Below are 24116 nucleotides of genomic sequence, written 5' to 3'. Positions count from 1 at the left end.
ATGACAAGCGTTATTTCAGCACAAGCTGCCAGATATTTTTTGCTTTTCCTGATCTTAACATTCCTTTCTAGCGGTAAGGCTTATGCACAATTCTATCCGGTTCAGGTGAATGTGATGGTGGCCCCGCCCTACTCACCAAGTCTAAGTGACTATATCAGCAACCCAAACAAGATGATTGTAACGGTTCAAACCAGTCTTGTTGATTTAATTAGCCTCGACATATATTTGCACGTTACCATATCGGGGGCCAATGAAATAATGATTCAATCAAAGCCAGAGTTCCAGTCTGCAAATCCCATCAGGCTTCAACCGGGTATGGTGCACAGATTGAGTTTGAGCAGCATCCAGGAAATTTTTAATGAGAACAATTTAGATTTTCAAGGAATAACTGCAAATGAAGTGTTTTACGGAAGTGGTTTGCCCGAAGATGATTACCAGATTTGTTTTGTGGCCTATTCTTACGAAGATGGTCAGATGGTTTCACAAGGAGAGCCTATGGGCTGCAGTTCCGTTTTAAGAATTTCGAACCTCGAGGCGCCAATCATTCTTCAGCCCCTTTGCCACGAAGAAATCACCCCAATGACCCCGCAGAATATTGTCTTTTCGTGGACTATGCCTGCAGGGGCTTCGCCACTTACACAGTACAGTTTAAAAATTGTGGAGGTTCAACCCGATGGCCACAATATTTACGATGCCTTTAAATCGGCCAGGGCGCCCATTTTTTTCGAAACCACAGTTATCGGCAATGTGTTTCTGTACGGCCCTGCCCAGCCTGCCCTGACCCCCGGCAGAACCTATGCCTTTGCGGTAAAGGCCTTTGACCCGCGGGGGCACGTGAACTTCCGTAACCGCGGTATGAGCGAAATTTGCAGTTTTAAAATTAAAAAAGAAACATCCCTCTGGGATTTTGCAGACCTTCCCTTTGAAGAATCTCCTCAAAATATCATTAACGTTGGTGGCATCGAAATGAATGCCCCCCCTCCCTTTCAATTCACCACTGTTCGCGGAAAATTAAACTATCAATATATGGAAGGGGGAAGCCCCAACAACTATGCCCTGGCAAACGCGAACATCAGGTTGGTGGTTGCCCATGTTGAAGTAATAAAAGGAAAGAACCCCATACCTGAAAATTTTAACAGATATTTAACTTCACCAACCCTGGATTACCCGGAAATAGGGAAAGTCATCGCAACTGCAAAAACCGAAAATGACGGTAATTTTAACTTTACTTTTTTTGACAATATTTCTTTTGAATTATTAACCAGCGGGGCAGAAGTTGGTTTTGACACCTATAGAGCTCTGGTAATCTTTATTGATGCCCCCCACAACAACTATTTATTTAACCCTGAATTAGCCATTCTGCCTGAAATTGGGAAGGATAATAATTTATCAACAGTAACATCGAAAGTCAGAAGCTATGAGTTAAAAGTAACCGTAAAACCAAAGCCAGTCAGCACAGAATTGGATCATGCCGTGGGAACCAGTGTTCTGCCCGGTATCAATGTATATCTATGCCGCAAAGTGGATTTCTCCTATCAGATCTACCCAATGGAAGATGGCATGCGTAAAAATGGAAATCCCCAGGTTGAATCTTCAATTGTCAGTAAATTTTATGGTTTTCAAGTTGTTGCACACGGAACAACAGGGGCTGAAGGAACTATTTCGTTCCAAAGAGTGATTTGGCACCACAACCCAACCTATCAATACTACCTTGTGGCGGATATTGAGGAAGGCAGTAACCAGCACTTTAGCTTCGGGGCCCCAATACCCATTTATCCTCCGAGCCAACTGCCTTCGGGTGAAGGTTGGATTAACCCTGCCACGATGGAATTCCCCAAATTCTATAATTATCATACCCTTGCTAAAGACCTGTTCCTGGAGCCTCATTATCCAAGGATTTTTGGTAAAGTCCTTGATGCCAACACCCCGAATCCAATAGAAGGGGTAAGCTTGGAACTGAGGGAAGATTATGCATTTACGCCCCAACAGAATGCAAAGATCCTTTCGCGCATTACAAAAATATATCAGGATGCCTGGCTTAACGATTGCGTGAACAGTGGCGGGGGTGGTGTTGGTCTTTGCATTCCTCCTTTACAAAAAGTCATTACTGCTTCCGATGGCAGCTTTGCCTTCAACGACCTGACCCTGCTCTATAGCCAAACGAGCCAGGCTGTAATTGGGCCAACCAGAAGGCTCAAGGTCAAATATCCCGGCTACAAGCAGGCAATCCGAAATTATGCTGCCCTTGATTTTGGAAAGCAAGTTAATGTTGAAATTGAGCTTGAGAAAGCTGCACAATTGGTTGGTTATATCCGCGATGGTGAAACAGGGAAGGGATTGAGAGCCACGGCAAGGTTGCTGGACGGCAACTCAGTTCTGAGCAACCCTAATACCGGATATTACAAAATTGCCGTTCCACGTTTGCCCGGACAGCCCCAACAGCTCATCGTTGAAAAACAAGGTTACATTTCCGACACCCTCACTTTTATTGCGGGGCAGCCAACCCAATCCCTAGACGTGAATCTTTACACTGTAAAAAGAAGGCTTAAAGTAAGAGTATTCGTTCAGGGAAACCCATTGTTGCCCATAAAAAACTGCTGGGTCCACATTCTTGATGTAAAAAACGACCAGGGTTTTCCAATAGGAGATTTCACGGATGATAACGGAATTGTTGAACTGAGCTTTGAAAATGCAGGCACAGAAGCTAACCAGGTTTACCGGGTGCGGGTTGGTATGCCTTCAGTAACCGACAGAAATTTTGAAACAAAATATTACGACGTCAAAATCCCGGTGAGTGGCAGTCCCACAGTAATTTCCTGCGGTTTGCCACGTGCAGCCTGCCTTAAAGGAAATGTATATGCAGGAGTAGGAACAGATTCACCGGTTCACGAGGCGAATGTTCGTTACCTTGGAAACAAGGACACCCTGACCAGTCTTTCAGGGCTTGGTGCATACCAAATATTCAATGTGCCGGTGCGGTTCTACAAGCAAATTTTTACGGCCTCCAAGTCCCAATCAAATTATATAGGCGATGAAAAGCAAATCCTGATTATGCAACCCTCCGACCAATGCCACAACCAGGATTTTAATCTCACGGTGTACGATGATATGGATATCACCCGGCTTATGGGGTTTCCGATGGAAGTAACCAAACTTGTGGCAACTGACGATGGGAAAGTACTCATCAGCGGAAATATTACTGACCTTCCAGACAATAACCAGTTCAATGCGTACGCGGGTGCTATTCTGGGGTTCAGGAATATTGAAATCAAACCGGGAAGCCAGATCAATGAAAATGGTATACCCAATGCTGAGCCGGCCAGTTTACCCGTAAATCTTTCAACATCAACCCTTGACCTGACAGTATTTAACACATTTGGGGCAAAGCTATCCGCTTATCGTGGGCTGATCATTGACAGATACAGCACCGGCTCGGCCTACGGGGTGATAAAAGGCAGGGTGATGGTTCCGCCCACCGAGTTCAACATTTCGCTGGTTGGCCTTCCTAACTTGTATCTGGCCACCAATACGGGTTCAGGCACCACGAAAATGCTAATCCCTGCATTTGTGGCCGACCCGCTGGTAAAGAACCCAGTCTCCCTCACTTCCAATGGGTTTTACCTGTGCAACAACACTGGGGGCGAAGTACGTTATTCTTTCCCCCAATTTACCAATGCAGCCTATGCCGACCCGGCAAAATCATTCCTGAATCAAAACCGGGTCTCACTGCAAACGACCCTTCACACCAATTGCGACAATACCAACCCCAGAAACCTGAGATTAAACGTAGGCAACGTGGTGATCACCAAAAACGAGGTCCAATTGGGACAGAACAACCCCATCACCCTTCAACTTGGACAGTGGAAACTCACCAGTAATGACTGGGATTTGAGCTCGAATGGCATTTGGTTAAAAAACGCCACCATCGATGCAAAAATCAAGGCTGGGATCAAAGACCTTGAAATAACCTATGCAAGCTTAAAATACCAGAACGCACGGGCCGATTTCAGCAACATCACGCTGCTGAATTCCATCCCATTACATATTACAACCTCCAACAAAGGCCTTACTTACGTTGAAGATAACGGAATAATGAAATGGAAGCTTTTTGCAGCCAGCGATGGAGGCCCCCAAACCGCTTACATTGAACAGCTTCCCGGTTTAGGCAATCAAAGGGTTCCCATTTCCCTCATTTCCTTGCTCAGCGATGGCTCAGAACCCAGGATTAATGTTATGAATGCAAGCATTAAACTCTTTAGTGTTGTTGATTTCATAACATATAGCGGAACAAAAATCCTTGTTTACGAATTTGCTGACCCTCCGTACATCGTAGTTCAAGGGAAATACAAACCCCGGATTCAGTATATCGATGAATTCGCCGGCAATATGGCCTGGGAGAAAAACACCTCGGGTTACACGTTTAAAGTCAACAGCCCGGGTACCATCAACTTCATCCACAACAATATGTCTTTTATGTGGGACAGGAAAAGCATTGAATTCAGCAATGACCTTTTTACGGCCAGGGGCACTGCCGGAGAGGAAGGAAAACTCTTGCCCGTAAACATAGTTTTGTTGCACAGAAGCGCATCTACCATAGTTGAAATTCCTCCAAATGAGAATATTTTCATTACCCAGGATAAATCAAAATATTTTGAAAAAGTGGTGGGTGGAATGGAACTCAATAAATCAATCAACAAGTGGAATAACTTCTGGTTTGAAGGAGAAATGATGGGTATGACAGGCATAAGCGACAACCCCCAAAAAAGCAGGATAAAATTTGTGTGTGAAGGAGAAATATCTGCAGAGGGACAAAGCATCAAGGTAAGCAAACTAGATGATTTTCCCGGTATGAGTTTTACTTACGACTTCGCCAACTCCCGTTTGAAAGGCTCTCTTGACATTCATAAAAACCTGATGGGAATGCAAGCAGATGGCGTAGCCGACTGCATCTTCGACCCCAACGGCTGGTATCTGAACATCAGTGGAGAGATTCAAATCCCAGGCATCGGCGGCTGTAACCTTTTCGGCCTTTTCGGCGATTACAAGGACGTTCCACCTGCATTAGCAGCTCCATTTGGCGCACTAACCTGCATTCCATCCGCCTTTCAAAGTCACGTTTCGGGCTTTTTGCTGCAGGGTAGTTTAACGAAAGAATTAATTCACCCAATAGAATGGGGCGTACCTGTTCCTGAATCGGATGAGGTAATTGGAGTAAAAGTGAATGCAGATCTATCGCTTTACGCCCGCACCTGGATGAGTTTCGATCCGGCCGTTAACACCTATGGCCTGTCACTGATGGCCCAGGGTGATATTGCAGGAAGTGCAAGCATTGAAGTATTTAATGTATCTGCTTATGCCAAAGCACAGTTGGGAATTGCCGGAGTGTACTATTCCAATGGAAACTATGATATTACTGGCTGCGGGAGCCTGAGTGCCGGTGCATCTGCCGAATTCTTAACGCCATTAGGCTGGATTGACTGGAGTACACCTTCTCCCGAATTTGGGTTGACATTAAAAATTGCCAGCACCGGAACAGACTTTAATCTTTTCTTGGGTAGTTGTACCTCAAGCGGCAGCCTTTGTCCTTGATCCAAACCTGTTAAAAAAATTTTCCAGCGTTCAATAAACAAAAAACTGGTCAAAATGAGAAAGTATTTTTTCTTGATAATTTCAGGCTTATGGGCAAGCGCGGCTTTTTGCCAAACTCAGCCAGAAGCCAGGTTTGATTCCATTCACTTTTTCGAAAGTGAAAGAACCCCGCAAATGGTTTATATCAAGTGGTTTTCAACGGGTAATAATCCAGCCCCTGATTTCATTCCCGTCAGGTATAAACCGGGAGAACCCATTGAGGCAGTTGGGATAAAAATGCTTTATCAACGAAACGACACCACCTTTTACGTATTGCAAGATACCATCACTCCCTTTCTGGCCATTGATTCCAACCTGCAATATTTTCTGGCCCCCATTGATACATTGGGGCAAGCCGGGCAAACTTCTGACATTGTTATCATTCCAAACACAATAACCAAACGCCACTGGTTCAGTTCAACCCAGGCGGAGAAACTCGGAAGGGAGAAGGGTATTACCATCTCCTGGAAAATGAACACGTATGAAGACGTGAAAATGTTTGAACTATTCAAAAGCCGTTATCTCGAGCGGGGATTTGAGAAAATTGCCACGATCCCTGCCAGCGAACTTTCCTTCACCGATTACGATACGGAAGCCGACATAAACTACTACTACCAGATAATAGCCATTACCAATAGCGGCAATAAGCCCCTGACCAGCAATGTCATCTTCAGTGCCTCCTACAATCCCAATCCACCCATCCCGCCTTTCATAGAATTTGCGCGTGGCGTAAAGGGTGGGGTTCACCTCCGCATACAGGCCACCGATGCGGAGGCTGCCGGAGTAAGGATTTATCGTGACGATGGCCTCGACCCTGAGCTGTCTCTCATAAGCAGTCTGGTACGCTTTGAGTCCGGCGAAGATTTCGTGGAATATTACGATACGCTAACCCTACTCTCCGGCCGCAGAACATACACCTATGCCGCCGTGACGGAAAGCACCAGCTTTGTTGAAAGCGCTTTCTCAAACAAAGCCTATGCCCGACCACTCATTTCAACACCACCTGAAAGCCCCTTAAGCCTTGATGCCTATGAAGAAAACGGCAGGGTACGCTTATTCTGGGAAGATATGGAGGAAAACAATATCGCCATCGTTGGCTATAAAATCTTCAGAAAAGAAACGGATGGCGCATTCAGCGATTTATTTGATCCAGAATCCATTTTTTTACTCAACAACCACACCGACAGCACGGCCCAAGCAGGAAAAACCTACACTTACAAAGTTCATTCTGTCGATTTGGATGGGAATGTCAGTACAGAGGGAGCCTTGGCCACCGTTAGTCTTCCGATTAACATCCCTGTGGCCCCTTTTGGCCTGAGAACGATCTCAATAGAGGAAGGAATGCAACTGGAGTGGAGCAGGGCCATTTATCCTGACATTCAGTCGGTTCTGGTCTACCGAAGTCAAGAAGGTGGAACACCCCTTCTTATTGCTACCCTTGAAGCCGATGCCGAGGAATACCTTGACCGGGATGTTCAAACCGGGAAATGGTACACCTACCATCTTACCACAAAAAACCTGGAAGGCACCGAAAGTGAACCATCGGAAGAAGCCAGCGAGTTCAGGTAAGAAACCCCAACTCCGCTAACAAAATTCTGCGGCTGCAAAACGTCCCGCTAAATTCCTGCAAACCAAACCAAGGCCACCAAGCCCTATGAAAGGGGTTTAGTTTCTTCCTGCATAAATATTAAGGGATCAGAGCCGGGCAAAAGTACGAAAAAACAATTTTCAATCCATCATCCAGGTGTTCCATTTCCCACCAAAAGCGCTGAAATCATAAAGCGCTGAAAATCAATCCAAAAAAGAATCACAGACATATTAATGCCCTGCCAGGCCCATAGTTAATACGGAGTTAATACGGAGTTTATTCGGTTTAAACCGAATAAACTCCGTATTAACTCCGACCCTGATCCCGGGATAGGCCCTCGCCGAAATCACTTTTTAAAGGTTAAAAATCTCTTTTAAAAGCCGGTACGGATTTACAAAAACTTTTATTACCTTTGCAACTCGTTTGAGAAAAACGAAAAAGCAAAGTAAATCAATCATTTAAAAACAGTACAAAAATGGTAAGACAGTACGAAACCGTTTTCATTATGACTCCCGTTTTGTCTGATGAACAGATGAAGGAAGCGGTAAGTAAGTTTCAGGACTACCTGAAAAGCAAAGGTGCGGAGATCGTTTATGAAGATCATTGGGGCCTGCGCAAACTCGCTTATCCTATTCAGAAAAAATCGACCGGCTTTTATCACTTGATAGAATTCAAAGCCGAGCCCACCGTAGTTGCCGAGCTAGAGCTTGCAATGAAAAGGGATGAGCGCATTATCCGATTCCTGACCGTATCGCTCGACAAGTTTGCCGTGGCATACAACGAAAAGAGGCGCGCCGATAAGGACGTTTCTAAAGTAACGGAGAAAGAATAAACAGGTAGTTTAACGAACAAAGGATTTGAAAAATGGCTAATCAGCAAAATTCAGAAATCAGGTATCTGGCACCCATTGCCGTAGATATCAAGAAGAAGAAATACTGCCGCTTCAAGAAAGCAGGCATCAAATACATTGATTATAAGGACGCCAACTTTTTGTTGAAGTTTGTCAACGAGCAGGGCAAGATCCTTCCCCGCCGTCTTACCGGGACTTCGGTAAAATACCAGCGTAAAGTGGCCCGCGCCATCAAGCGTGCCCGTCACCTGGCCCTGATGCCTTATGTAGCTGATCTTTTAAAATAAGGAGGTAAAACGATGGAAATTATTCTGATTCAAGATGTTCCCAACCTGGGATTCAAAGACGATATCTTAACCGTTAAAGACGGCTACGGCGCCAATTACCTGATCCCGAAAGGCTACGCCATTCTTGCCATTCCTTCGGAGAAGAAAAAACTGGCCGAGACCCTCAAGCAACGTGCTTATAAAGAGGAAAAGGTGAAGAAGGATGCCGAAAAGCTGGCTGATAAACTCCGCGATATTGAAGTGAAAATTGGCGCCAAAGTGGGTACATCAGGCAAGATTTTCGGTTCAGTAAATGCCCTGCAGATCGCAGAAGCCATCAAAGAGCAGTACGACATTGAAGTAGACCGCAAGCGTATCGTTGTGGACGGTGATGCAGTGAAAGAACTGGGCGTTTATACCGCCAAGATCAACCTCCACAAAGAAGTTCGCTTCGACATCAAATTTGAAGTGGTTGCCGAATAAGCAATTGCCGAAAACCACACCAATTGAAAAGCCTGTTTCCTCGCTGAGGGGACAGGTTTTTTTGTAATATTGCAAACAAAACCCCACACCTTGCTCACCCATTCGCAAATCAAATACGTTCAGAGCCTGCAGCAGAAGAAATTCAGGCGGCAATACGGAGCCTTTGTAGCCGAGGGAGAAAAAATCGTATCCGAACTCTGGGCGAGCACCTTCCGGGTGGAAGGGGTGTATGCCCTGACTGGCTGGCTGGAGAGCCACCGGAATCAGATCCCACAAGGAATTGATATCTATGAAGTAAGCGAAAAGGACCTTGGTCGCATCAGCGGCCTGAAGACTCCAAACCGGGTGCTTGCCGTGGTGAGAATGCCTGAGGCAGGGAATGAGCCGGAACCTGGTGCTGGCGGGCTTACGTTGTTGCTCGACCAGGTGCAGGACCCGGGCAACCTCGGCACCATCATCCGTACGGCCGACTGGTTTGGCATTCGAAGGATTGTATGCTCCCCCGATACGGTCGAGGTATTCAGCGCCAAGGTAGTCCAGGCAACAATGGGTTCCTTTCTAAGGGTGGATGTCAATTATTCGGAACTGGTGCCTTTCCTTGAAAAGGTAAAGGGGAAATTTCCTGTTTACGGCGCCTTCCTTGAAGGAACAGACCATTATGATGTGGAGGCAGCCAAGGATGGCCTGCTGGTCATTGGAAATGAATCGAAGGGCATCTCCCCAGCGGTGGCATCCCTGGTGAATAAAAAAGTCAGGATACACGGAGGCAGAAAGCCCGGCAAGGCAGATGCTGCCGAGTCGCTCAACGCCTCGGTGGCTGCAGGAATTTTGATGGCCTGGTTTAGCAAAAAATAGAGAAAATTGGAAAAATATAGTTATCTTTATGTAAGAAAAAATTAAAACACTTTTCTGATATGCAAGTTTTTCTTCTCGCCATAGCCCTCGTTGCGCTCGCCATCGGCGGCATTGCCATCAAAATGTTCTTCATCCCTGGAGAAAGCTTCAAAAAGACTTGCGGAAGCAACTTCGACCCCAAAACGGGAAAAGCCCTTCCCTGCTCTTGTCATTCGGAAGCCCCCGAGGATTGCAAGAATACCATTGAGGTTAAGCTCAGTTAAAAATCACATCCCCCTTTATTACATATTTTTTACACCCCGTTTTCCGGGCTTTTGTTTTGGTATTTAATTTTTTGTATCTTTAGCGGTACAGCACCAAAACCTTTTTGCCATGGAAAATAACCGGATCATCGAACGATTTGGTGGTGTCACCAAAGAAGAACCCCTGACCACCCTTGACAAAGACCTGGTCCTGACAGGAACCCAGGTGATGGAATCGCCGAGGCCTTTTTTCTATTACTATAACGACCGTCCGGAGATGGATATGGACGCGTATTTGTATTTCGTCCTCGACGGGTATCATGGTTTTGAAACCATTCTCAGGGCCACTGCAAAAGTGCAGAAAAAGGTTAATTGTCCTTTTGACGCAGCCGCCGGGAGTACAAGCATGAACACGCGCACCTGCCAGGTGATCCGGATCAAACAGCTTAAGAAATACTGTCAGGTTCCGCATATCCAGAAACTTTACCAGGATGAAGGCATCAGGTTTAAAAAACAGTTTGCCAGCTTCAAAGAGCAACCAGTGATGATTTGCCTGCAAAAGTTTATGTACCTCATCCCTTATGATAGCGGCATTTATTTGGACACCACCCAAGCCAATGTGGGATATTTCAGAGTGCCCGACTTTATTCCCTGGGAGGATTTCAGGGGTTTGACCGCTAAGGCAAAATATGATACCGATCTGTTATTCTTTGATGCCGCAACGGCTTACTTATACGAAAACAAGCAGATTGTGAACCTGATCAGAATTTACAAGGAAGGGATGTCACCCGAGAAGATCAATCCAATCAGGGAGCGTTACCTGAAACTGATCAGCGAACAATAACTATTCCCTTTTTTTCAATCAGCTTAAACCCCTTAAGGAATTATTCCTTACTTACAGATCTTCTCTCTTAAGGAGCGTCAGTCCAGGGGTTGCATAGGTGCCATATTGTTCAGCACCGGTTGAAAAAATGAAGAAAGCATCCATTTCGGGATGGGATTCCACAAAACCTTTAGCTTTCTCAAATCCCATAACCATAAACGCCGTTGCATAGGCATCAGCGGTGATGCCATCCTTTGCAAACACAGAAACACTCAGCAGGTTATGGGTCACGGGATAACCTGTAAAGGGGTCGATGGTATGTGAGAAGCGTTGGCCGTCTTCTTCATAATAGCGACGGTAATTGCCAGAAGTGGCTACAGCCCGGTCCTGGAGTTCAACATAAAAATCCCAGTCCTGTGGGTCATCAAACTCGGTGGCTGGTTTTTCGAGGCCGATACGCCACTTGGTGCCGTTGGGTTTGAGCCCTTTGGCCACCAAATCGCCGCCAATCTCAACAAGGTAAGTGGTGATATCTTTTGTTTCAAGGAAGTTTCCAACTACATCGGCGGCATAGCCTTTGGCAATGGCATTGAAGTCAAACTGAATGCGGGGGTCGTCCTTGATAATGATGTTCCCTTCCAGACGGGTACGGTCAAGCCCGGTCAATTGCTGTAGGCTGTCGATCTTTTTTTGCGACATTTCTTCCCTTTTCAGGAACCCAAATCCCCAGGCATTGACCAAAGGGGAAACGGTGGGATCAAAAGCCCCTGCTGAGGACTTATAAATTTCAACAGAACGCAGGTAAACCACCCGGAAGAATTCGTCCACTTCCTGGGTCTCATTATTATTCACCCTTGAGATCAGGGCCTGAGGCACATAATACGACATAGACTCGTTGAAGACGTTGAAGAGACTGTCAATTTCTTCCTGAAAAACGGTTCCCCCCTCCTCATAATAGGAAATAGAATAATAAGTTCCGAACACCACCCCGCGAATATTTACAAGCTGGGATTCCTTGGGCGAAACATTACAGGCTGCAATCGAAAAGACAACAGCGATAAAAAATAGAAGAAATCGTTTATTCATCATTATCTTTTATTCTTGGTTATGATTTTCAATCAGGGGTTCGGCGTGGACGGAGATATGGGTTTCAGGGCCGTATTTACGGCGCAGGCAGTCTTCGAGTTCATCGGTAATATCGTGGGCTTCTTCCACATTGAGCTCTCGCTTCACGTTGATGTGCAGATCTATGGCAATATCGCTCCCGATCTTGCGGGTCTTCAGGTCGTGGGGATTGAAAACCCCCTGAATGGCCGCTGCCAGATCCAGGATTTCCTGCTCCTGCTGATGGGGCAGAGAAGTTTCAATCAGTTCAGCAAGGGAATCCCGGGAAATCTTATAAGCCACCTTTAAAATAAAGAAACTAACCACCATTGCGGCGAGTGGATCGAGGATGACCCAGCGGGGACCCAGGAAAATGGCACCGCCGATACCCAAAACCGTACCGATTGATGAATAGGCATCGCTGCGGTGATGCCAGGCGTTTGCTACCACCACCTGGCTGTTGATGCGTTTTCCCACACCAATGGTATAACGATACAGAAACTCTTTGATCAGTATAGAAAGAATGGCAGCCATCAGGGCAATGATGCCGGGACTTTGCAGGGCTTCGATGCGGTAGTGTGTGTAAATATTCTTAGCGCCGTTGAACAGGATGCCAAGGCCCACGACTGCAAGCACCATTCCCACCAATGCGGCGGCCAGGGTTTCGACCTTACCGTGCCCGTATTTATGGTTCCCGTCGCTGGGGCGGGAAGACACCTTAAGGCTGCCAACCACGACCAGATCGGTGGCAAAGTCGCTAACCGAGTGTATGGCATCGGCAATCATAGCCCCGGAATGGCCCAGGATGCCTGCAACCAGTTTGAACACTGTCAGGCCGAGGTTGGAGAAAAAGCCAACCCAAGTGACCCTGTTCGCTTCTCTTTGACGTTGCTGTTTCATATTAAAAGCATGGAGGTGAGCAAAAAAAGCCCCGTTACCGGGGCTTGAGGCTAACCGCCAAAATCATCAAGGTCAATGTTCTCTTTTGGCACACCCAGGTTATCGAGCATGCGGAGGACCGATTCATTCATTATAGGAGGCCCGCAGAGATAGTATTCTACCTCTTCAGGTTCGGGGTGTTTGCTCAGATAGTTATCGAGTGCCACCTGGTGAATGAAGCCCTTATAGCCATTCCAGTTGTCTTCCGGGAGGGGTTCAGAAAGGGCCAGGTTAAACTTAAAATTGGGAAATTCTCTTTCAATTTTGCGGAAGTCCTCTTCGTAAAAGACCTCGCGCATTGAGCGGGCACCATACCAGTAAGAGACCTTGCGGTCGGTCTTCAGGGTATGGAAGAGGTGAAAAATATGCGAACGCAGGGGAGCCATCCCAGCCCCACCCCCGATATACACCATCTCGCGGTTGGTTTTCTTGATGTGGAATTCACCATAAGGCCCTGATATCATAACCTTGTCACCGGGTTTCCGGGAGAAAATATAAGAAGAACAAATCCCGGGATTCACATTCATAAAGGCATTTCGTTTGGGATCCCATGGCGGGGTGGCAATACGAATATTAAGCATAATGATATTGCCTTCCGCGGGGTGATTGGCCATTGAGTATGCGCGGAAGATGGGTTCGGGATTTCGCATCTTGAGGTCCCACATTTTGAATTTATCCCAGTCGCTGTGGAACTTCTCTTCAATGTCCATATCCTTGAAGTCGACCTCGATTTCAGGCACGTCAATTTGGATATAGCTTCCTGATTCGAAGTCAAGGGTTTCGCCTTCGGGCAGTTTAACCACAAATTCCTTAATAAAGGTTGCCACGTTGTGGTTAGAGACCACCTCGCATTCCCACTTCTTGATGCCGAAGATTTCTTTGGGCACCTGGATCTTCAGATCGGCTTTGACTTTGACCTGACAGCTCAGGCGCCAGTTGTCCTGAATTTCCTTGCGGGAGAAATAGCCAACTTCGGTGGGCAGGATATCGCCGGCACCATCCAGGATCTGGCAGCGGCACATGGCACAGGTACCGCCCCCGCCACAGGCGCTTGGAAGGTAAATTCCCTGCTGGGAAAGGGTGGTCAGCAGCGTGCTGCCAGCATTCACGGTCAGTTCTTTTTCTTCGTTAATGGTAATCTTCACCGGCCCACTGGGAACCAGTTTGGCCCGGGCATAAAGCAGCAGGGCCACCAACAGCAGCATAACCACCAGGAAAAAGACTACGCTCAGGGTGATGATCCACAGATTACTAATTTCAAGCAAAAGCATGTTGTAAAAATTTTTCTGTGTTACTCAATTACAGTTCGATTCCCATAAAGCTCATGAAAGCAATACCCATAAGCCCGGTGATAATAAAGGTGATTCCTAATCCGCGCAAGGGAGCTGGCACGTTGGAATATTGAATTTTTTCGCGAATGGCAGCAATGCCCACAATGGCAAGGAACCATCCAATCCCGCTACCCAGACCATACACTGTTGCCATCCCTACGTTGGGGAAGCTACGTTCCTGCATAAAGAGAGAGCCCCCGAGGATAGCGCAGTTCACGGCAATCAGGGGGAGAAAAATCCCCAGCGAGGAATAGAGTGTAGGACTGAATTTCTCGATGACCATTTCCACCAACTGAACCATGGCGGCAATGATGGCAATGAACATAATAAAGGTGAGAAAGCTCAGGTCGACTGTGGCAAACTGGGGCCCCAGCCAGGACAATGCTCCTTTACCAAGAACATAATTGGTCAAAAGATAATTTATAGGAACCGTGATCCCCAGGACAAAAGTTACGGCGATCCCCAAACCAACACTGGTTTTCACGGTCCGGGATACGGCCAGGTATGAGCACATGCCTAAGAAATAGGCAAATACCATATTGTCAACAAAAATTGACCTGACAAATAAACTGATATACTCTTCCATTTTTTCTTAATGTTTTTGTTAACGAATCGCCGTATTAGCTAATATCGACCAGTTCGGGGTTCCTGTGACGCTGTATCCAGATAATGACCCCGACCACGATGAGCGCCATTGGAGGCAGAATCATGAAACCATTGTTGACATAGCCAATATTATAGAGGAAATTGGGGATCACCTGGTAACCAAACAGTGTTCCTGAGCCAAGAAGTTCGCGAAAGAACCCTACGGTCAGCAAAACGGCACCATAACCAGCAGCATTGCCAATCCCGTCGAGGAAAGAAGGCCAGGGTTTGTTGGAAAGGGCAAAGGCTTCCAGGCGCCCCATGATAATGCAGTTGGTGATGATCAACCCCACGAACACCGACAATTGGCGGCTCACGTCATATACAAAGGCCTTCAATACCTGGTCGACAAGAATCACCAGGGATGCCACCACAACCAGCTGAACGATGATTCGGATGCGTGGCGGGATGGTGTTGCGCAGCAAAGAAATAATGACATTGGAAGCGCCCATGACGGCCAGCACAGATATTGCCATTACCAGGGAAGTCTTCAGCTGGACGGTAATGGCCAGCACCGAACAAATCCCAAGCACCTGCACAGTAATGGGGTTATCCTTTCCCATTGGGTTTGAGAGGAGCTTCCGGTTTTTCAGAGAGAATAGCTCTTCTTTTTTGGGTTTATTGGTGTTTTCGCTCATAAGGATTTCAATTTTAAAAAGTACGACTCATAGATACCCAGGCCATCGCGGATCATATTGGTCACCCCGTTGGAGGTAATTGTGCCACCGCTAATGGCATCCACACCGTGGGGATCTCCTTCGGGGGCACCCCCCTTAACAACAGTCACGGGAGTAAAGGTACCTTCTTCATCAAAAATGCGTTTCCCGGCAAACTGGTTTTCAAATTCACGCTGTGAGATTTCGGCTCCCAGCCCGGGGGTTTCGCTGGCATGGTCAAAGTTGGCACCAACGACGGTTTCCAGATCCGAGGCCAGGCTGAAGTAACCCCAGATAGCCCCCCAAAGGCCGTTGCCCCTCAGGGGTACGATGTAATAAGTATCTCCATCCACATCGGCAATGAACACGGGGAGCTGACGCTCTTCCGGAGCCTTACGGTTCTCATCCTGGAGGTTGACATTAAAGGCATTACCTTCAATCTCTTCCCCCTTGCTGTTAACCACCTTTGTTTCCACGATATACTGGTCAAACAAGGTTTCAGCTTCCCCACGGGAAGCCGTAATGTTAATGGAGGCCAGTATGTTCTGCATTTTCTCAATGCGCATATTCCTCTCCTGCATGGGTTTGAGAAACATTGCAGCTGCCGAAAGCAGCAATGCCACAATGAGCACCATCACCGAAGAGTAAATAAAAATATACTTGTTGCTATACATTGTTTTGAGATTTTCAGGTTTAAGCTTGGACTTTTACCGTGGAAGGCTTCATACGTTTGATGCGCCGTTTCATATTGGCTTCCACCACATAGTGGTCAATCAGCGGAGCAAACACGTTCATCAGCAGAATGGCCAGCATCATGCCCTCGGGATATGCCGGGTTAAGCACGCGTATTAATACGGTAAATACCCCGATAAGGAGGCCGTAGATGTATTTCCCTTTGGGTGTTTGGGAAGCGGTGACCGGGTCGGTAGCCATAAAAACGGCCCCAAAGGCAAACCCACCCATGATCAAATGATAATAAGGAGGAATAGCCATAAATTCGTTCACTGAAAACAAGTTGAGCACCCCGCCCATCAGCAGTCCGCCTGCCACCACGGAGAGCATAATCCGGAGGCTTCCTACGCCTGTAGTCACCAGGATTACCGCCCCAATCAGAATTGCCACGGTAGAGGTCTCCCCAATGGAACCGGGTATGGTGCCAAGAAACATCTCGAGGACCGAAGGAAGCTGCTGAACCTCGTTGGAGGCCAGCATAGCCAATGGGGTTGCCCCTGAGAATCCGTCAACCAATTGCTGTCCTTCGCGCAGGGTGGTGTTGATCCAAACCTCACCCGACATATATGCGGGGTAGGCAAAAAACAGGAAGGCCCTTGCAAGCAGTGCAGGATTAAGAATATTCATTCCGGTTCCTCCAAAAACCTCCTTGCCAATGATCACTGCGAAAATTGTTGCCAGTGCAACCATCCAAAGAGGGGTTGTAACGGGCACGATGAGCGGGATCAGCATCCCCGAGACCAGGAAGCCTTCATTGACTTCGTGATTGCGGATTTCGGCAAAGATAAATTCAACGGCCAGACCCGTCACATAACTAACCACCACAATGGGAAACACACGAATAAAACCAAACCAAAATTCGTTCCAGAAGGTAACATCCATGCCCAAGGCAATATAGTGCTGCAGCCCCACATTCCACATGCCGAACAGCAGTGCGGGGACCAGGGCGATGACCACATGAAACATGGTTCGCTTCATATCGATGGCATCGCGAATGTGGCTACCCTGTCTGGTTACATCGCCCTTCACATAAAGAAAGGTCTGAAAAGCTTCAAAACTCCGGTGGAATTTATGAAGCTTACCTCCCGATTCAAAATTGGGCTGTATCTTCTTTTCAACAAACTGAATTAATGCTTTCAAGGCAAATCACTTTTGAGTTAACAATCAATACTGGCTCATCAGGCAAATTCACTGCGAATGGAATCGAGGCCTTCCCGAAGGATGGTCTGGATCTCAATCTTGGATGGGCAGACATATTCACAAAGTGCAAAATCTTCGGGCGCCACTTCATAAATACCCAGCTTTTCCATTTTTTCAATATCATTAATCATAATAGCCTTCAGCAACTGCATAGGCATCACATCCAAAGGAAGCACCTTTTCATATACACCGGTCATTACAAAGGGGCGTTCGCCGCTCCGGATATTGGTATCGAGACGATATTTCTTCCAGGGCATCAGGAAAGAAGGCCAGGTGCGCGACATGCTGAAGCGGTTGATATTGGGGATTAGCCATCCCATAAATTCAGGATGATTACCTTCGGGGATTACGGTAATTTGGTTGTCATAAAACCCCAGAAAACCTTTTTCCTCTATGGCGGTGCCGGTAAGCACATCGCCACTAATAATTCTGGGGATAGTACCCTTTTCACGGCGGAGGTTATTTTCAGCAAATGATAGAAACTGAGCCCCGATTTTAACCTTATAATAGCGTGGATTGAGCACCTCGGGGCCATTAAGGGCAATGACTCGGGTAGGGTCGAAAACGCCCTTTTCGAAAAGGCGGCCGATGATGATAAGGTCCTGAACGTCGGCATACCAGACAAGGTCGCCTTTATTGATAGGGTCGATGTGATGAATTTGTACCCCAACATTTCCAGCTGGGTGTGGTCCTTCAAAAGAATGGATTTTAACACCCTTAGCCTGCAGGAATGCCTCCGACCTGGTATTGAGGGCATCTACACTCAGATGCACCTCTCCATCCGTAAGTTTTTTCATGATGTCGAGGCCTGCCTGGAAAAAGTTTTCCTGTCCTTTGACAACAAAATCAAGATCAGGAGCCAGGGGAACCGTGCTAAAGGCAGAAATAAAAATGGACTTGGGTTTGTCGGAAGGATTGGCGATGACTGCATAAGGCCGCTGACGAATAAAGGGCCAGGCACCACTTTTAAGAAGGCGCTGGATGATTTCATCGCGGTCCAGTCCTGCGGGGCTGGCAGCACCAAAATCAACCGCTTCATCTTTACCATCGGCTTTTATCAGCACTTCCATGATGCGCCGTTTCTCCCCACGAACAATTTCCTGAAAAGTGCCACTCACCGGAGAGGTGAATAAAACCTTTTCATTGTATTTGTCGAAAAACAAAGGAGTGCCGGCTTTGAGGGCATCGCCTTCCTTCACCAGCATCTTTGGGGTCAGTCCATGGAAATCGGGTGGCTTGACGGCATACACTTGTGCTGCAGGGGAAGGTTGAAGAATTTTTTCGGCATTGCCCTGCAAAGGAATGTTAAGCCCTTTTCTGATCTTGATCGTTTTTGGCATCTTTGGACTAAAATTTGTAGTTAAGACTCAAGGGGCAAAATTATTGATATTTTCAAATATTTGAAACGTTTTTGCCCTTTTACTGGTTTTTAATTAGCTTTGTTTTAAGGGAGCCTTTCTCCAATTTAACAGGTATCTAAATTCTTTCATATGTTCATTAAAAAAACTTCCGTCAAACACAAGATTAATCAGGTAAGAAAATACCTGTTTGTTGGGGCCACGATGATCTTTTTTTTGTTTCACTGGCCTATAAAGACTGGTGCAGCAATTCCAGAACCGATCAAAAAGGCAGTAAAGGGTTCAGTAATTCCTTCAAGTCAACAAAATCAGAATAAAGATATTAAAGATTTTTTTCTGTACGGCGATTATGTGTATTCAAACAACATTCAAACCATTTTATTTTACAAAAAAGGCTGGGACATGGCCCCCCCGCATATCCGGTTTGAATCTGATGAGCAGTTGATTTTAAGATTTGATGATCTGGATGCCGATTACAAGGACTATTACTACACCATTATTCACTGCGATGCTTACTGGACTCCTACTCCCCTGCAAAGTTTTGAATACATTGACGGGTTTAATGAGGATATGATCCGGGATTATAGCCGTTCGATTAATACCGTGGTTCCTTACACGCAATATTATCTCGAATTTCCATCCTATAACTTGCGGCCGCGGCTTTCGGGCAATTACATTTTAAAGGTTTATCTGAACGGGAACCCTGACGATGTGGTATTTACGAGGCGGTTTATGGTTTTTGAGCAGCAGGTGGGAATAGAAGGCGATGTAAGGCAGGCCACCCTTGTAAGATATCGCGATTCCCATCAGCAGTTATCGTTTGCCATCAACACCCTGGATTATTACATTTCCAATCCGGGCCAGGACATGAAACTTGTAATCACCCAGAATGGACGCTGGGATAATGCCATCATTGGCATTCAGCCGAGAATGATACAGGGGAACCGCTTTGTTTATGACTACGAACAGGAGTTATTATTTGAGGGTGGCAATGAATTCAGGCGCTTTGACATTCGAAGCCTGCGTTTTCTGTCAGAACGGATAGCCGATATTTCTTCCTCTCCAAGGCATTGGGAGGTTTTCCTGCTCAACGACCCGCTCAGGAGTGCACGCAGATATTCCAGCGATGGTGACATCAACGGGAGGTATAACATCAAAAACGTGGATTTCAACGATGATATGCTGGAGAGTGATTATGCCTGGGTGTATTTCAGCCTGCCGATGAATGCGCCGGTGGATAATGCCACCGTACATGTCATGGGGGCACTTACTAACTGGAACCTGACCCGTGACAACGAGATGGTCTATAATTCCCGCGCCCGGAAATACGAGACGAGCCTGTTACTTAAACAGGGTTATTACAATTACCAGTATGTCGTTTTGGATGACGGTTCATCAATGGGGCGTGTAAGTGAAATTGAAGGCAGCTTTTCAGAAGCGGAGAATGATTATTCGATTTTTGTGTACCACCGCCAGCCAGGGACCTTGCACGACAGACTTATCGGCATCCGGCATTTCAATACGGCGGCCAGGCAAATCAGCCCCCGCTGATCAGGTGCATCACCACCACCTGATCGCCATCCCTGATAACCGCATCATCGTATTCAGCGGTTCTTACAGGCCTGCTGTTGATACGCACAGCCAGAAATTTGAAGGTAAAGTTCTTTACCTTAAGCAATTCGTTAACGGTAAGTTCTTCATAACCCTCCAGTTCTTCGGGACGGTTGTTCAGTATTATCTTCATTCAGGTTGCTCTAGAAATTTTGCCTGGCTTCCTCTTTCAGGAAATCAAGGGCCTTTTTTGTGGCCATTTTTTCCATGCTCATCTCCAGGAGTTTGTTGCTCAGATCGATGGAAGTGGCTTTTTCTCCCAGCTGTGCAGCAGAGGTGTTGATCTGGCGAATCATTTCCTCCCGGGCTGTTTTCACCAGGTCCCAGGCCTTGGTTGATACATATAATTGTTGCGAAAGATTGTGAGTATATTCATCACGAATGGTCTGGACCAGCACTTTCTGAAATTCGGCCGATGTCATCCCCTGCTGGTGCACACGCATCACAAGGTTGGTGGGGGAAATACGTTCCAGGAATAAAATGATACGCTCGTAGGCCTGCATCCGGATGGGCATCATGATCCGCACCTTTTCCAACCTGACATCAAGTTCGCGCTTTTTACTTTCCTGATGGAAAAACTCCTTTAACAGGAAATAAGCCGTGATAAATACGATCACAGCAGGAATGGTGTAACGGATCACATTAACAATTTCTGACATATTTCTGAGGTTTTGGCCACAAAGATAATGGCTTTTTACATTTACCCATGAAAGTTAAGCAGCCTTCGCGGCTATAAAATTGCAAGGGTTTTTGCAGCTTAAGCGGTTTATTTGCTAAATTTGCCGCTTCAGGCAAACATAAAATACCTGTAATCAAACCATTAATTCAAAATCATTCTCTTTTATTAATCATTACTATGATCACCCTATCAAACCGAATCACAAAGTTATCTGAATCTGAAACCCTTGCCATGGCGCGCAAAAGTCGTGAACTGAAAGCGCAAGGTTATGACGTTATCAATCTGAGCCTGGGAGAGCCTGATTTTTTCACCCCTGACTTTGTTAAGACAGCTGCCAAAAAGGCCATTGATGAGAACTTCTCATTTTATACCCCGGTAAACGGCTATCTGGAACTGCGTCAGGCCATCTCCCATAAGTTGAAGCGCGATAACAATCTGGATTACAGTCCCGATCAGATCGTGGTGAGCACCGGAGCCAAACAGGCGCTGATCAACACCCTCCTTTGCCTGGTGAATCCTGGTGATGAAGTGATCGTTGCATCCCCTTATTGGGTAAGCTATCGCGATATGGTCAAGCTGGCCGAAGGAGAAGCTGTTTATGTTACGGCAGGTATTGAAAACGATTTCAAGATCACCCCGGCACAACTGGAAGCCGCCATTACTCTTAAAACCAAGGTGTTTATGTTCTCAAGCCCTTGTAACCCCACTGGTTCGGTATACAGCCGTGAAGAGCTGAAAGCCCTGGCAGAGGTTTTCGAAAAACACCCACATGTCTTTATCCTTTCGGATGAAATTTATGAGCACATCAACTTTTCGGGAAGCCACGAAAGTATTGCCCAGTTCGAATCTGTTCGCGACCGTGTAATCATCATCAACGGGGTTTCCAAGGGATTTTCAATGACAGGCTGGCGTGTGGGTTACCTGGCCGCTCACCTGGATATTGCCAAAGCCTGTACCAAACTACAGGGGCAATTTACTTCGGGCACCAATTCCATAGCCCAGCGGGCTACCATTGCGGCCGTGGAAGCAGATCCGGCTAACACCATTCCAATGCTGGAGAAGTTTCGTGAACGCCGCGATTTAGTCCTGGATTTGATGAAAGACATCCCCGGGCTCATTACCAACAAGCCGGAAGGCGCTTTTTATGTTTTTCCCAATGTGAAGTCCTATTTTGGAAAAACGGATGGGGAAACCCGTGTCGAGAATGCTCCTGACCTTTGCATGTATCTACTAAATAAAGCTTATGTTGCCCTGGTGCCAGGAGATGCTTTTGGTGATCCTGAGTGCATCAGGTTTTCTTACGCCACTTCAAATGACCTTCTGATTGAAGCGGTCAACCGAATGAAAAAAGCGCTGGCAGACCTTAAATAATGCCTGGATGTTGGAATCCGTTTTGAACCGTGAACATGTTCGACAAAGAAACTATTCATCAGCTTTTTAACCGAATTAAGGACCTCAGGGTACTGATCATTGGCGATGTGATGATCGATGCCTATTTGTGGGGTAAAGTAGATCGTATCTCGCCCGAGGCACCAGTGCCTGTGGTCGCACTGAAAAAACGGGAAAACCGATTGGGTGGCGCTGCCAATGTTGCCCTTAACATCCAGAGCATGGGGGCTACTCCCATGCTTTGTGCTGTCATCGGGCAGGATGAAAAGGGGGGACAATTCCTTGAACTGCTAAAGCAAAGAGGGATGCCAACCGAAGGGATCCTAAGAAGTTCTGGGCGCCAGACCACAGTTAAGTTCAGGATCATTGGCAATAATGCCCAGTTACTCAGGGTAGATGAAGAACACGAACACGATCTGGCTGCAGAAGAAACAGAGGCCTTGTTCAGCCATATCAGCGGAATGGTCAAAGCCCAAAAGGCCGATGTGATCATCTTTGAAGATTATGATAAAGGGGTTATTACAAGTGAATTGATCGGGAAAGTCACGGATCTGGCCCATGAGAGCGGAATTCAGGTTGTGGTCGATCCTAAGAAAAAGAACTTCCTGCATTACCATCGTGCAGATCTTTTCAAGCCAAACCTGAAAGAATTGCGGGAAGGTTTAAAACTGGACGAGGAACCCGAAAGCACAGAAGCGATCAAAAAAGCCATTGATGTCCTTCAGGAAAAGCTGGATGCGCAAATGGTGCTGGCCACGCTGTCCGACAAGGGGATCCTTTACCAGGTTAAAACCAATACAGGCGAGCCTCACTTCGGACACATTCCAGCACATCTTCGGCAAATTGCAGACGTTTCCGGGGCGGGCGACACCGTGATCAGTATTGCGGCCCTTTGCCTGGGTGCAGGGGCCTCCCCTGATTTTACTGCCCGGCTGGCAAACCTGGCTGGGGGAATCGTTTGCGAACAGGTAGGCGTTGTACCCGTTAATCGCGAGCAATTGCTGAAAGAAGCATTGGAAATCCTTTGCAAATAAAACATAATGGTGAAAAAAAACCTGGCGCATCTCAGGCAGGAATATGCTGCGGCCACCTTCGATGAGTCGGTGGCCCTGGGCCACCCTTTCAGCCAGTTCAGCCAATGGTTTGATCAGGCCCTTGAGAGTGGCATTCCCGAACCCAATGCAATGACCCTGGCCACCACAGATCAGGAAGGAAAACCCCGTGCCAGGGTTGTTCTGTTGAAAACCCTCGACGAAACCGGGTTTGTTTTTTTCACCAATTACGACAGCCATAAAGGAAATCAACTTCAGGTCAATCCTTATGCAAGCCTGGTCTTCTTGTGGCTTGAACTGCAGCGGCAGGTCAGGGTTGAAGGAAAAGTGGAAATGGTTACCGAAGAAGAGTCTGATACCTATTTTGCCTTAAGGCCCAGAACCAGCCAGATCGGTGCCTGGGCTTCACCCCAGAGCCAGGAGATCAGTGGACGGCATTACCTTGAAAAAAGATACCAGGCGTTTGAAAAGAAATTTGAAAACAGGGAAGTTCCCCGTCCAACTTTCTGGGGGGGATTCCGGTTGATTCCTGAGCACATTGAATTCTGGCAGGGGCGCCAGAACAGGCTGCACGACCGCCTGGTTTATGAAATGCAGGATGGTCAGTGGACAATGAAAAGACTGGCGCCCTGATTACAATAACTATAACGCTTTTTCGTTTCATATTAAACTACAACATATTTAA

The 24116-nt window shown here is 46.8% G+C and carries 22 protein-coding genes; 11 read left to right on the top strand and 11 right to left on the bottom strand.

All coding sequences use genetic code 11. The annotated features are described in order from the left end of the window. The 6 genes from V2I46_04595 (at position 1) to V2I46_04570 (ending at position 9670) form a co-directional block, all read left to right on the top strand. Positions 1-5589 (top strand): hypothetical protein, encoded by a 5589-nt coding sequence (locus tag V2I46_04595; protein MEE4176769.1) that lies wholly within the window; start codon positions 1-3, stop codon positions 5587-5589. 54 nt (positions 5590-5643) lie between these two features. Then, positions 5644-7197, top strand: a complete 1554-nt coding sequence (locus V2I46_04590; protein MEE4176768.1) for a hypothetical protein — start codon at positions 5644-5646, stop codon at positions 7195-7197. A 494-nt stretch (positions 7198-7691) separates the two neighbouring features. Further along, the gene (gene rpsF, locus V2I46_04585) at positions 7692-8048 is read left to right on the top strand and encodes a 30S ribosomal protein S6 (GenBank protein ID MEE4176767.1); all 357 of its coding nucleotides are present in this window, start codon (positions 7692-7694) and stop codon (positions 8046-8048) included. A 32-nt stretch (positions 8049-8080) separates the two neighbouring features. Further along, entirely contained in the window at positions 8081-8353 is a 273-nt protein-coding gene (rpsR, locus tag V2I46_04580; GenBank protein ID MEE4176766.1) for a 30S ribosomal protein S18, read from the top strand. Between the two features lie 12 nt (positions 8354-8365). Further along, positions 8366-8815, top strand: coding sequence for a 50S ribosomal protein L9 (gene rplI, locus V2I46_04575; GenBank protein MEE4176765.1), 450 nt, complete (start codon positions 8366-8368; stop codon positions 8813-8815). Positions 8816-8905: 90 nt separating this feature from the next. Next, entirely contained in the window at positions 8906-9670 is a 765-nt protein-coding gene (locus tag V2I46_04570; GenBank protein ID MEE4176764.1) for an RNA methyltransferase, read from the top strand. A 41-nt stretch (positions 9671-9711) separates the two neighbouring features. On the opposite strand, the gene V2I46_04565 is transcribed toward V2I46_04570, so the two are convergent. Beyond that, entirely contained in the window at positions 9712-9882 is a 171-nt protein-coding gene (locus V2I46_04565) for a hypothetical protein (GenBank protein ID MEE4176763.1), read from the bottom strand. A 160-nt stretch (positions 9883-10042) separates the two neighbouring features. Here V2I46_04565 and V2I46_04560 point away from each other — a divergent pair, with 160 nt between their 5' ends. Continuing rightward, on the top strand, positions 10043-10756 hold the full coding sequence (locus V2I46_04560; GenBank protein ID MEE4176762.1) for a hypothetical protein: 714 nt from the start codon (positions 10043-10045) through the stop codon (positions 10754-10756). 51 nt (positions 10757-10807) lie between these two features. Here the strand turns inward: V2I46_04560 and V2I46_04555 are convergent, their stop codons facing one another. Genes V2I46_04555 through V2I46_04520 form a run of 8 tightly spaced genes read right to left on the bottom strand, consistent with a single transcriptional unit; the run spans position 10808 to position 18682 of the window. Next, positions 10808-11821 (bottom strand): FAD:protein FMN transferase, encoded by a 1014-nt coding sequence (locus V2I46_04555; GenBank protein MEE4176761.1) that lies wholly within the window; start codon positions 11819-11821, stop codon positions 10808-10810. A 9-nt stretch (positions 11822-11830) separates the two neighbouring features. Then, positions 11831-12739, bottom strand: coding sequence for a cation diffusion facilitator family transporter (locus tag V2I46_04550; protein ID MEE4176760.1), 909 nt, complete (start codon positions 12737-12739; stop codon positions 11831-11833). Between the two features lie 50 nt (positions 12740-12789). Further along, a complete protein-coding gene (gene nqrF, locus V2I46_04545) occupies positions 12790-14049 on the bottom strand; it encodes an NADH:ubiquinone reductase (Na(+)-transporting) subunit F (GenBank protein ID MEE4176759.1) in 1260 nt (419 codons plus the stop codon). A gap of 28 nt (positions 14050-14077) precedes the next feature. After that, positions 14078-14695, bottom strand: a complete 618-nt coding sequence (gene nqrE / locus V2I46_04540) for an NADH:ubiquinone reductase (Na(+)-transporting) subunit E (protein ID MEE4176758.1) — start codon at positions 14693-14695, stop codon at positions 14078-14080. Positions 14696-14729: 34 nt separating this feature from the next. Beyond that, positions 14730-15392: an NADH:ubiquinone reductase (Na(+)-transporting) subunit D gene (locus tag V2I46_04535; protein ID MEE4176757.1), complete on the bottom strand. Its 663-nt coding sequence runs from the start codon at positions 15390-15392 to the stop codon at positions 14730-14732. Next, positions 15389-16084: an NADH:ubiquinone reductase (Na(+)-transporting) subunit C gene (gene nqrC / locus V2I46_04530; protein MEE4176756.1), complete on the bottom strand. Its 696-nt coding sequence runs from the start codon at positions 16082-16084 to the stop codon at positions 15389-15391. The genes V2I46_04535 and nqrC overlap by 4 nt, the downstream gene beginning before the upstream one ends. A 19-nt stretch (positions 16085-16103) precedes the next feature. Continuing rightward, on the bottom strand, positions 16104-17282 hold the full coding sequence (locus V2I46_04525) for an NADH:ubiquinone reductase (Na(+)-transporting) subunit B (GenBank protein MEE4176755.1): 1179 nt from the start codon (positions 17280-17282) through the stop codon (positions 16104-16106). A 38-nt stretch (positions 17283-17320) separates the two neighbouring features. Then, entirely contained in the window at positions 17321-18682 is a 1362-nt protein-coding gene (locus tag V2I46_04520) for a Na(+)-translocating NADH-quinone reductase subunit A (protein ID MEE4176754.1), read from the bottom strand. 150 nt (positions 18683-18832) lie between these two features. Here V2I46_04520 and V2I46_04515 point away from each other — a divergent pair, with 150 nt between their 5' ends. Beyond that, positions 18833-20251, top strand: a complete 1419-nt coding sequence (locus tag V2I46_04515) for a DUF5103 domain-containing protein (GenBank protein ID MEE4176753.1) — start codon at positions 18833-18835, stop codon at positions 20249-20251. On the opposite strand, the gene thiS is transcribed toward V2I46_04515, so the two are convergent. Together thiS and V2I46_04505 are read right to left on the bottom strand one after the other, a co-directional pair. Beyond that, positions 20238-20444 carry a sulfur carrier protein ThiS gene (thiS, locus tag V2I46_04510; GenBank protein MEE4176752.1) on the bottom strand — a complete coding sequence of 69 codons (207 nt, stop codon included), beginning with the start codon at positions 20442-20444 and terminating at the stop codon, positions 20238-20240. The genes V2I46_04515 and thiS overlap by 14 nt on opposite strands. A 10-nt stretch (positions 20445-20454) precedes the next feature. Then, complete coding sequence (locus V2I46_04505) at positions 20455-20970, bottom strand: hypothetical protein (GenBank protein MEE4176751.1); 516 nt, start codon at positions 20968-20970, stop codon at positions 20455-20457. Between the two features lie 197 nt (positions 20971-21167). On the opposite strand from V2I46_04505, the gene V2I46_04500 reads away from it, so the two are divergent. The 3 genes from V2I46_04500 to pdxH are packed head-to-tail and all read left to right on the top strand — an operon-like array spanning position 21168 to position 24064. Then, complete coding sequence (locus V2I46_04500; protein MEE4176750.1) at positions 21168-22361, top strand: pyridoxal phosphate-dependent aminotransferase; 1194 nt, start codon at positions 21168-21170, stop codon at positions 22359-22361. Positions 22362-22396: 35 nt separating this feature from the next. Next, the gene (locus V2I46_04495) at positions 22397-23413 is read left to right on the top strand and encodes a bifunctional ADP-heptose synthase (protein ID MEE4176749.1); all 1017 of its coding nucleotides are present in this window, start codon (positions 22397-22399) and stop codon (positions 23411-23413) included. Positions 23414-23419: 6 nt separating this feature from the next. Then, positions 23420-24064 carry a pyridoxamine 5'-phosphate oxidase gene (gene pdxH / locus V2I46_04490; protein ID MEE4176748.1) on the top strand — a complete coding sequence of 215 codons (645 nt, stop codon included), beginning with the start codon at positions 23420-23422 and terminating at the stop codon, positions 24062-24064. The last annotated feature ends 52 nt before the right edge of the window (positions 24065-24116 follow it).

The organism is Bacteroides sp., assembly GCA_036351255.1.
Taxonomy (GTDB): Bacteria; Bacteroidota; Bacteroidia; order Bacteroidales; family UBA7960; genus UBA7960.
This window is presented reverse-complemented; position numbering and strand designations above follow the sequence as displayed.

Coding starts and splice junctions, on each gene's coding strand:
- V2I46_04595 (MEE4176769.1), top strand. CDS start 1: ATGACAAGCGTTATTTCAGCACAAGCTGCCAGATATTTTTTGCTTTTC.
- V2I46_04590 (MEE4176768.1), top strand. CDS start 5,644: ATGAGAAAGTATTTTTTCTTGATAATTTCAGGCTTATGGGCAAGCGCG.
- rpsF (MEE4176767.1), top strand. CDS start 7,692: ATGGTAAGACAGTACGAAACCGTTTTCATTATGACTCCCGTTTTGTCT.
- rpsR (MEE4176766.1), top strand. CDS start 8,081: ATGGCTAATCAGCAAAATTCAGAAATCAGGTATCTGGCACCCATTGCC.
- rplI (MEE4176765.1), top strand. CDS start 8,366: ATGGAAATTATTCTGATTCAAGATGTTCCCAACCTGGGATTCAAAGAC.
- V2I46_04565 (MEE4176763.1), bottom strand. CDS start 9,882: ATGACAAGAGCAGGGAAGGGCTTTTCCCGTTTTGGGGTCGAAGTTGCT.
- V2I46_04560 (MEE4176762.1), top strand. CDS start 10,043: ATGGAAAATAACCGGATCATCGAACGATTTGGTGGTGTCACCAAAGAA.
- V2I46_04555 (MEE4176761.1), bottom strand. CDS start 11,821: ATGAATAAACGATTTCTTCTATTTTTTATCGCTGTTGTCTTTTCGATT.
- V2I46_04550 (MEE4176760.1), bottom strand. CDS start 12,739: ATGAAACAGCAACGTCAAAGAGAAGCGAACAGGGTCACTTGGGTTGGC.
- nqrF (MEE4176759.1), bottom strand. CDS start 14,049: ATGCTTTTGCTTGAAATTAGTAATCTGTGGATCATCACCCTGAGCGTA.
- nqrE (MEE4176758.1), bottom strand. CDS start 14,695: ATGGAAGAGTATATCAGTTTATTTGTCAGGTCAATTTTTGTTGACAAT.
- V2I46_04535 (MEE4176757.1), bottom strand. CDS start 15,392: ATGAGCGAAAACACCAATAAACCCAAAAAAGAAGAGCTATTCTCTCTG.
- nqrC (MEE4176756.1), bottom strand. CDS start 16,084: ATGTATAGCAACAAGTATATTTTTATTTACTCTTCGGTGATGGTGCTC.
- V2I46_04520 (MEE4176754.1), bottom strand. CDS start 18,682: ATGCCAAAAACGATCAAGATCAGAAAAGGGCTTAACATTCCTTTGCAG.
- V2I46_04515 (MEE4176753.1), top strand. CDS start 18,833: ATGTTCATTAAAAAAACTTCCGTCAAACACAAGATTAATCAGGTAAGA.
- thiS (MEE4176752.1), bottom strand. CDS start 20,444: ATGAAGATAATACTGAACAACCGTCCCGAAGAACTGGAGGGTTATGAA.
- V2I46_04505 (MEE4176751.1), bottom strand. CDS start 20,970: ATGTCAGAAATTGTTAATGTGATCCGTTACACCATTCCTGCTGTGATC.
- V2I46_04500 (MEE4176750.1), top strand. CDS start 21,168: ATGATCACCCTATCAAACCGAATCACAAAGTTATCTGAATCTGAAACC.
- V2I46_04495 (MEE4176749.1), top strand. CDS start 22,397: ATGTTCGACAAAGAAACTATTCATCAGCTTTTTAACCGAATTAAGGAC.
- pdxH (MEE4176748.1), top strand. CDS start 23,420: ATGGTGAAAAAAAACCTGGCGCATCTCAGGCAGGAATATGCTGCGGCC.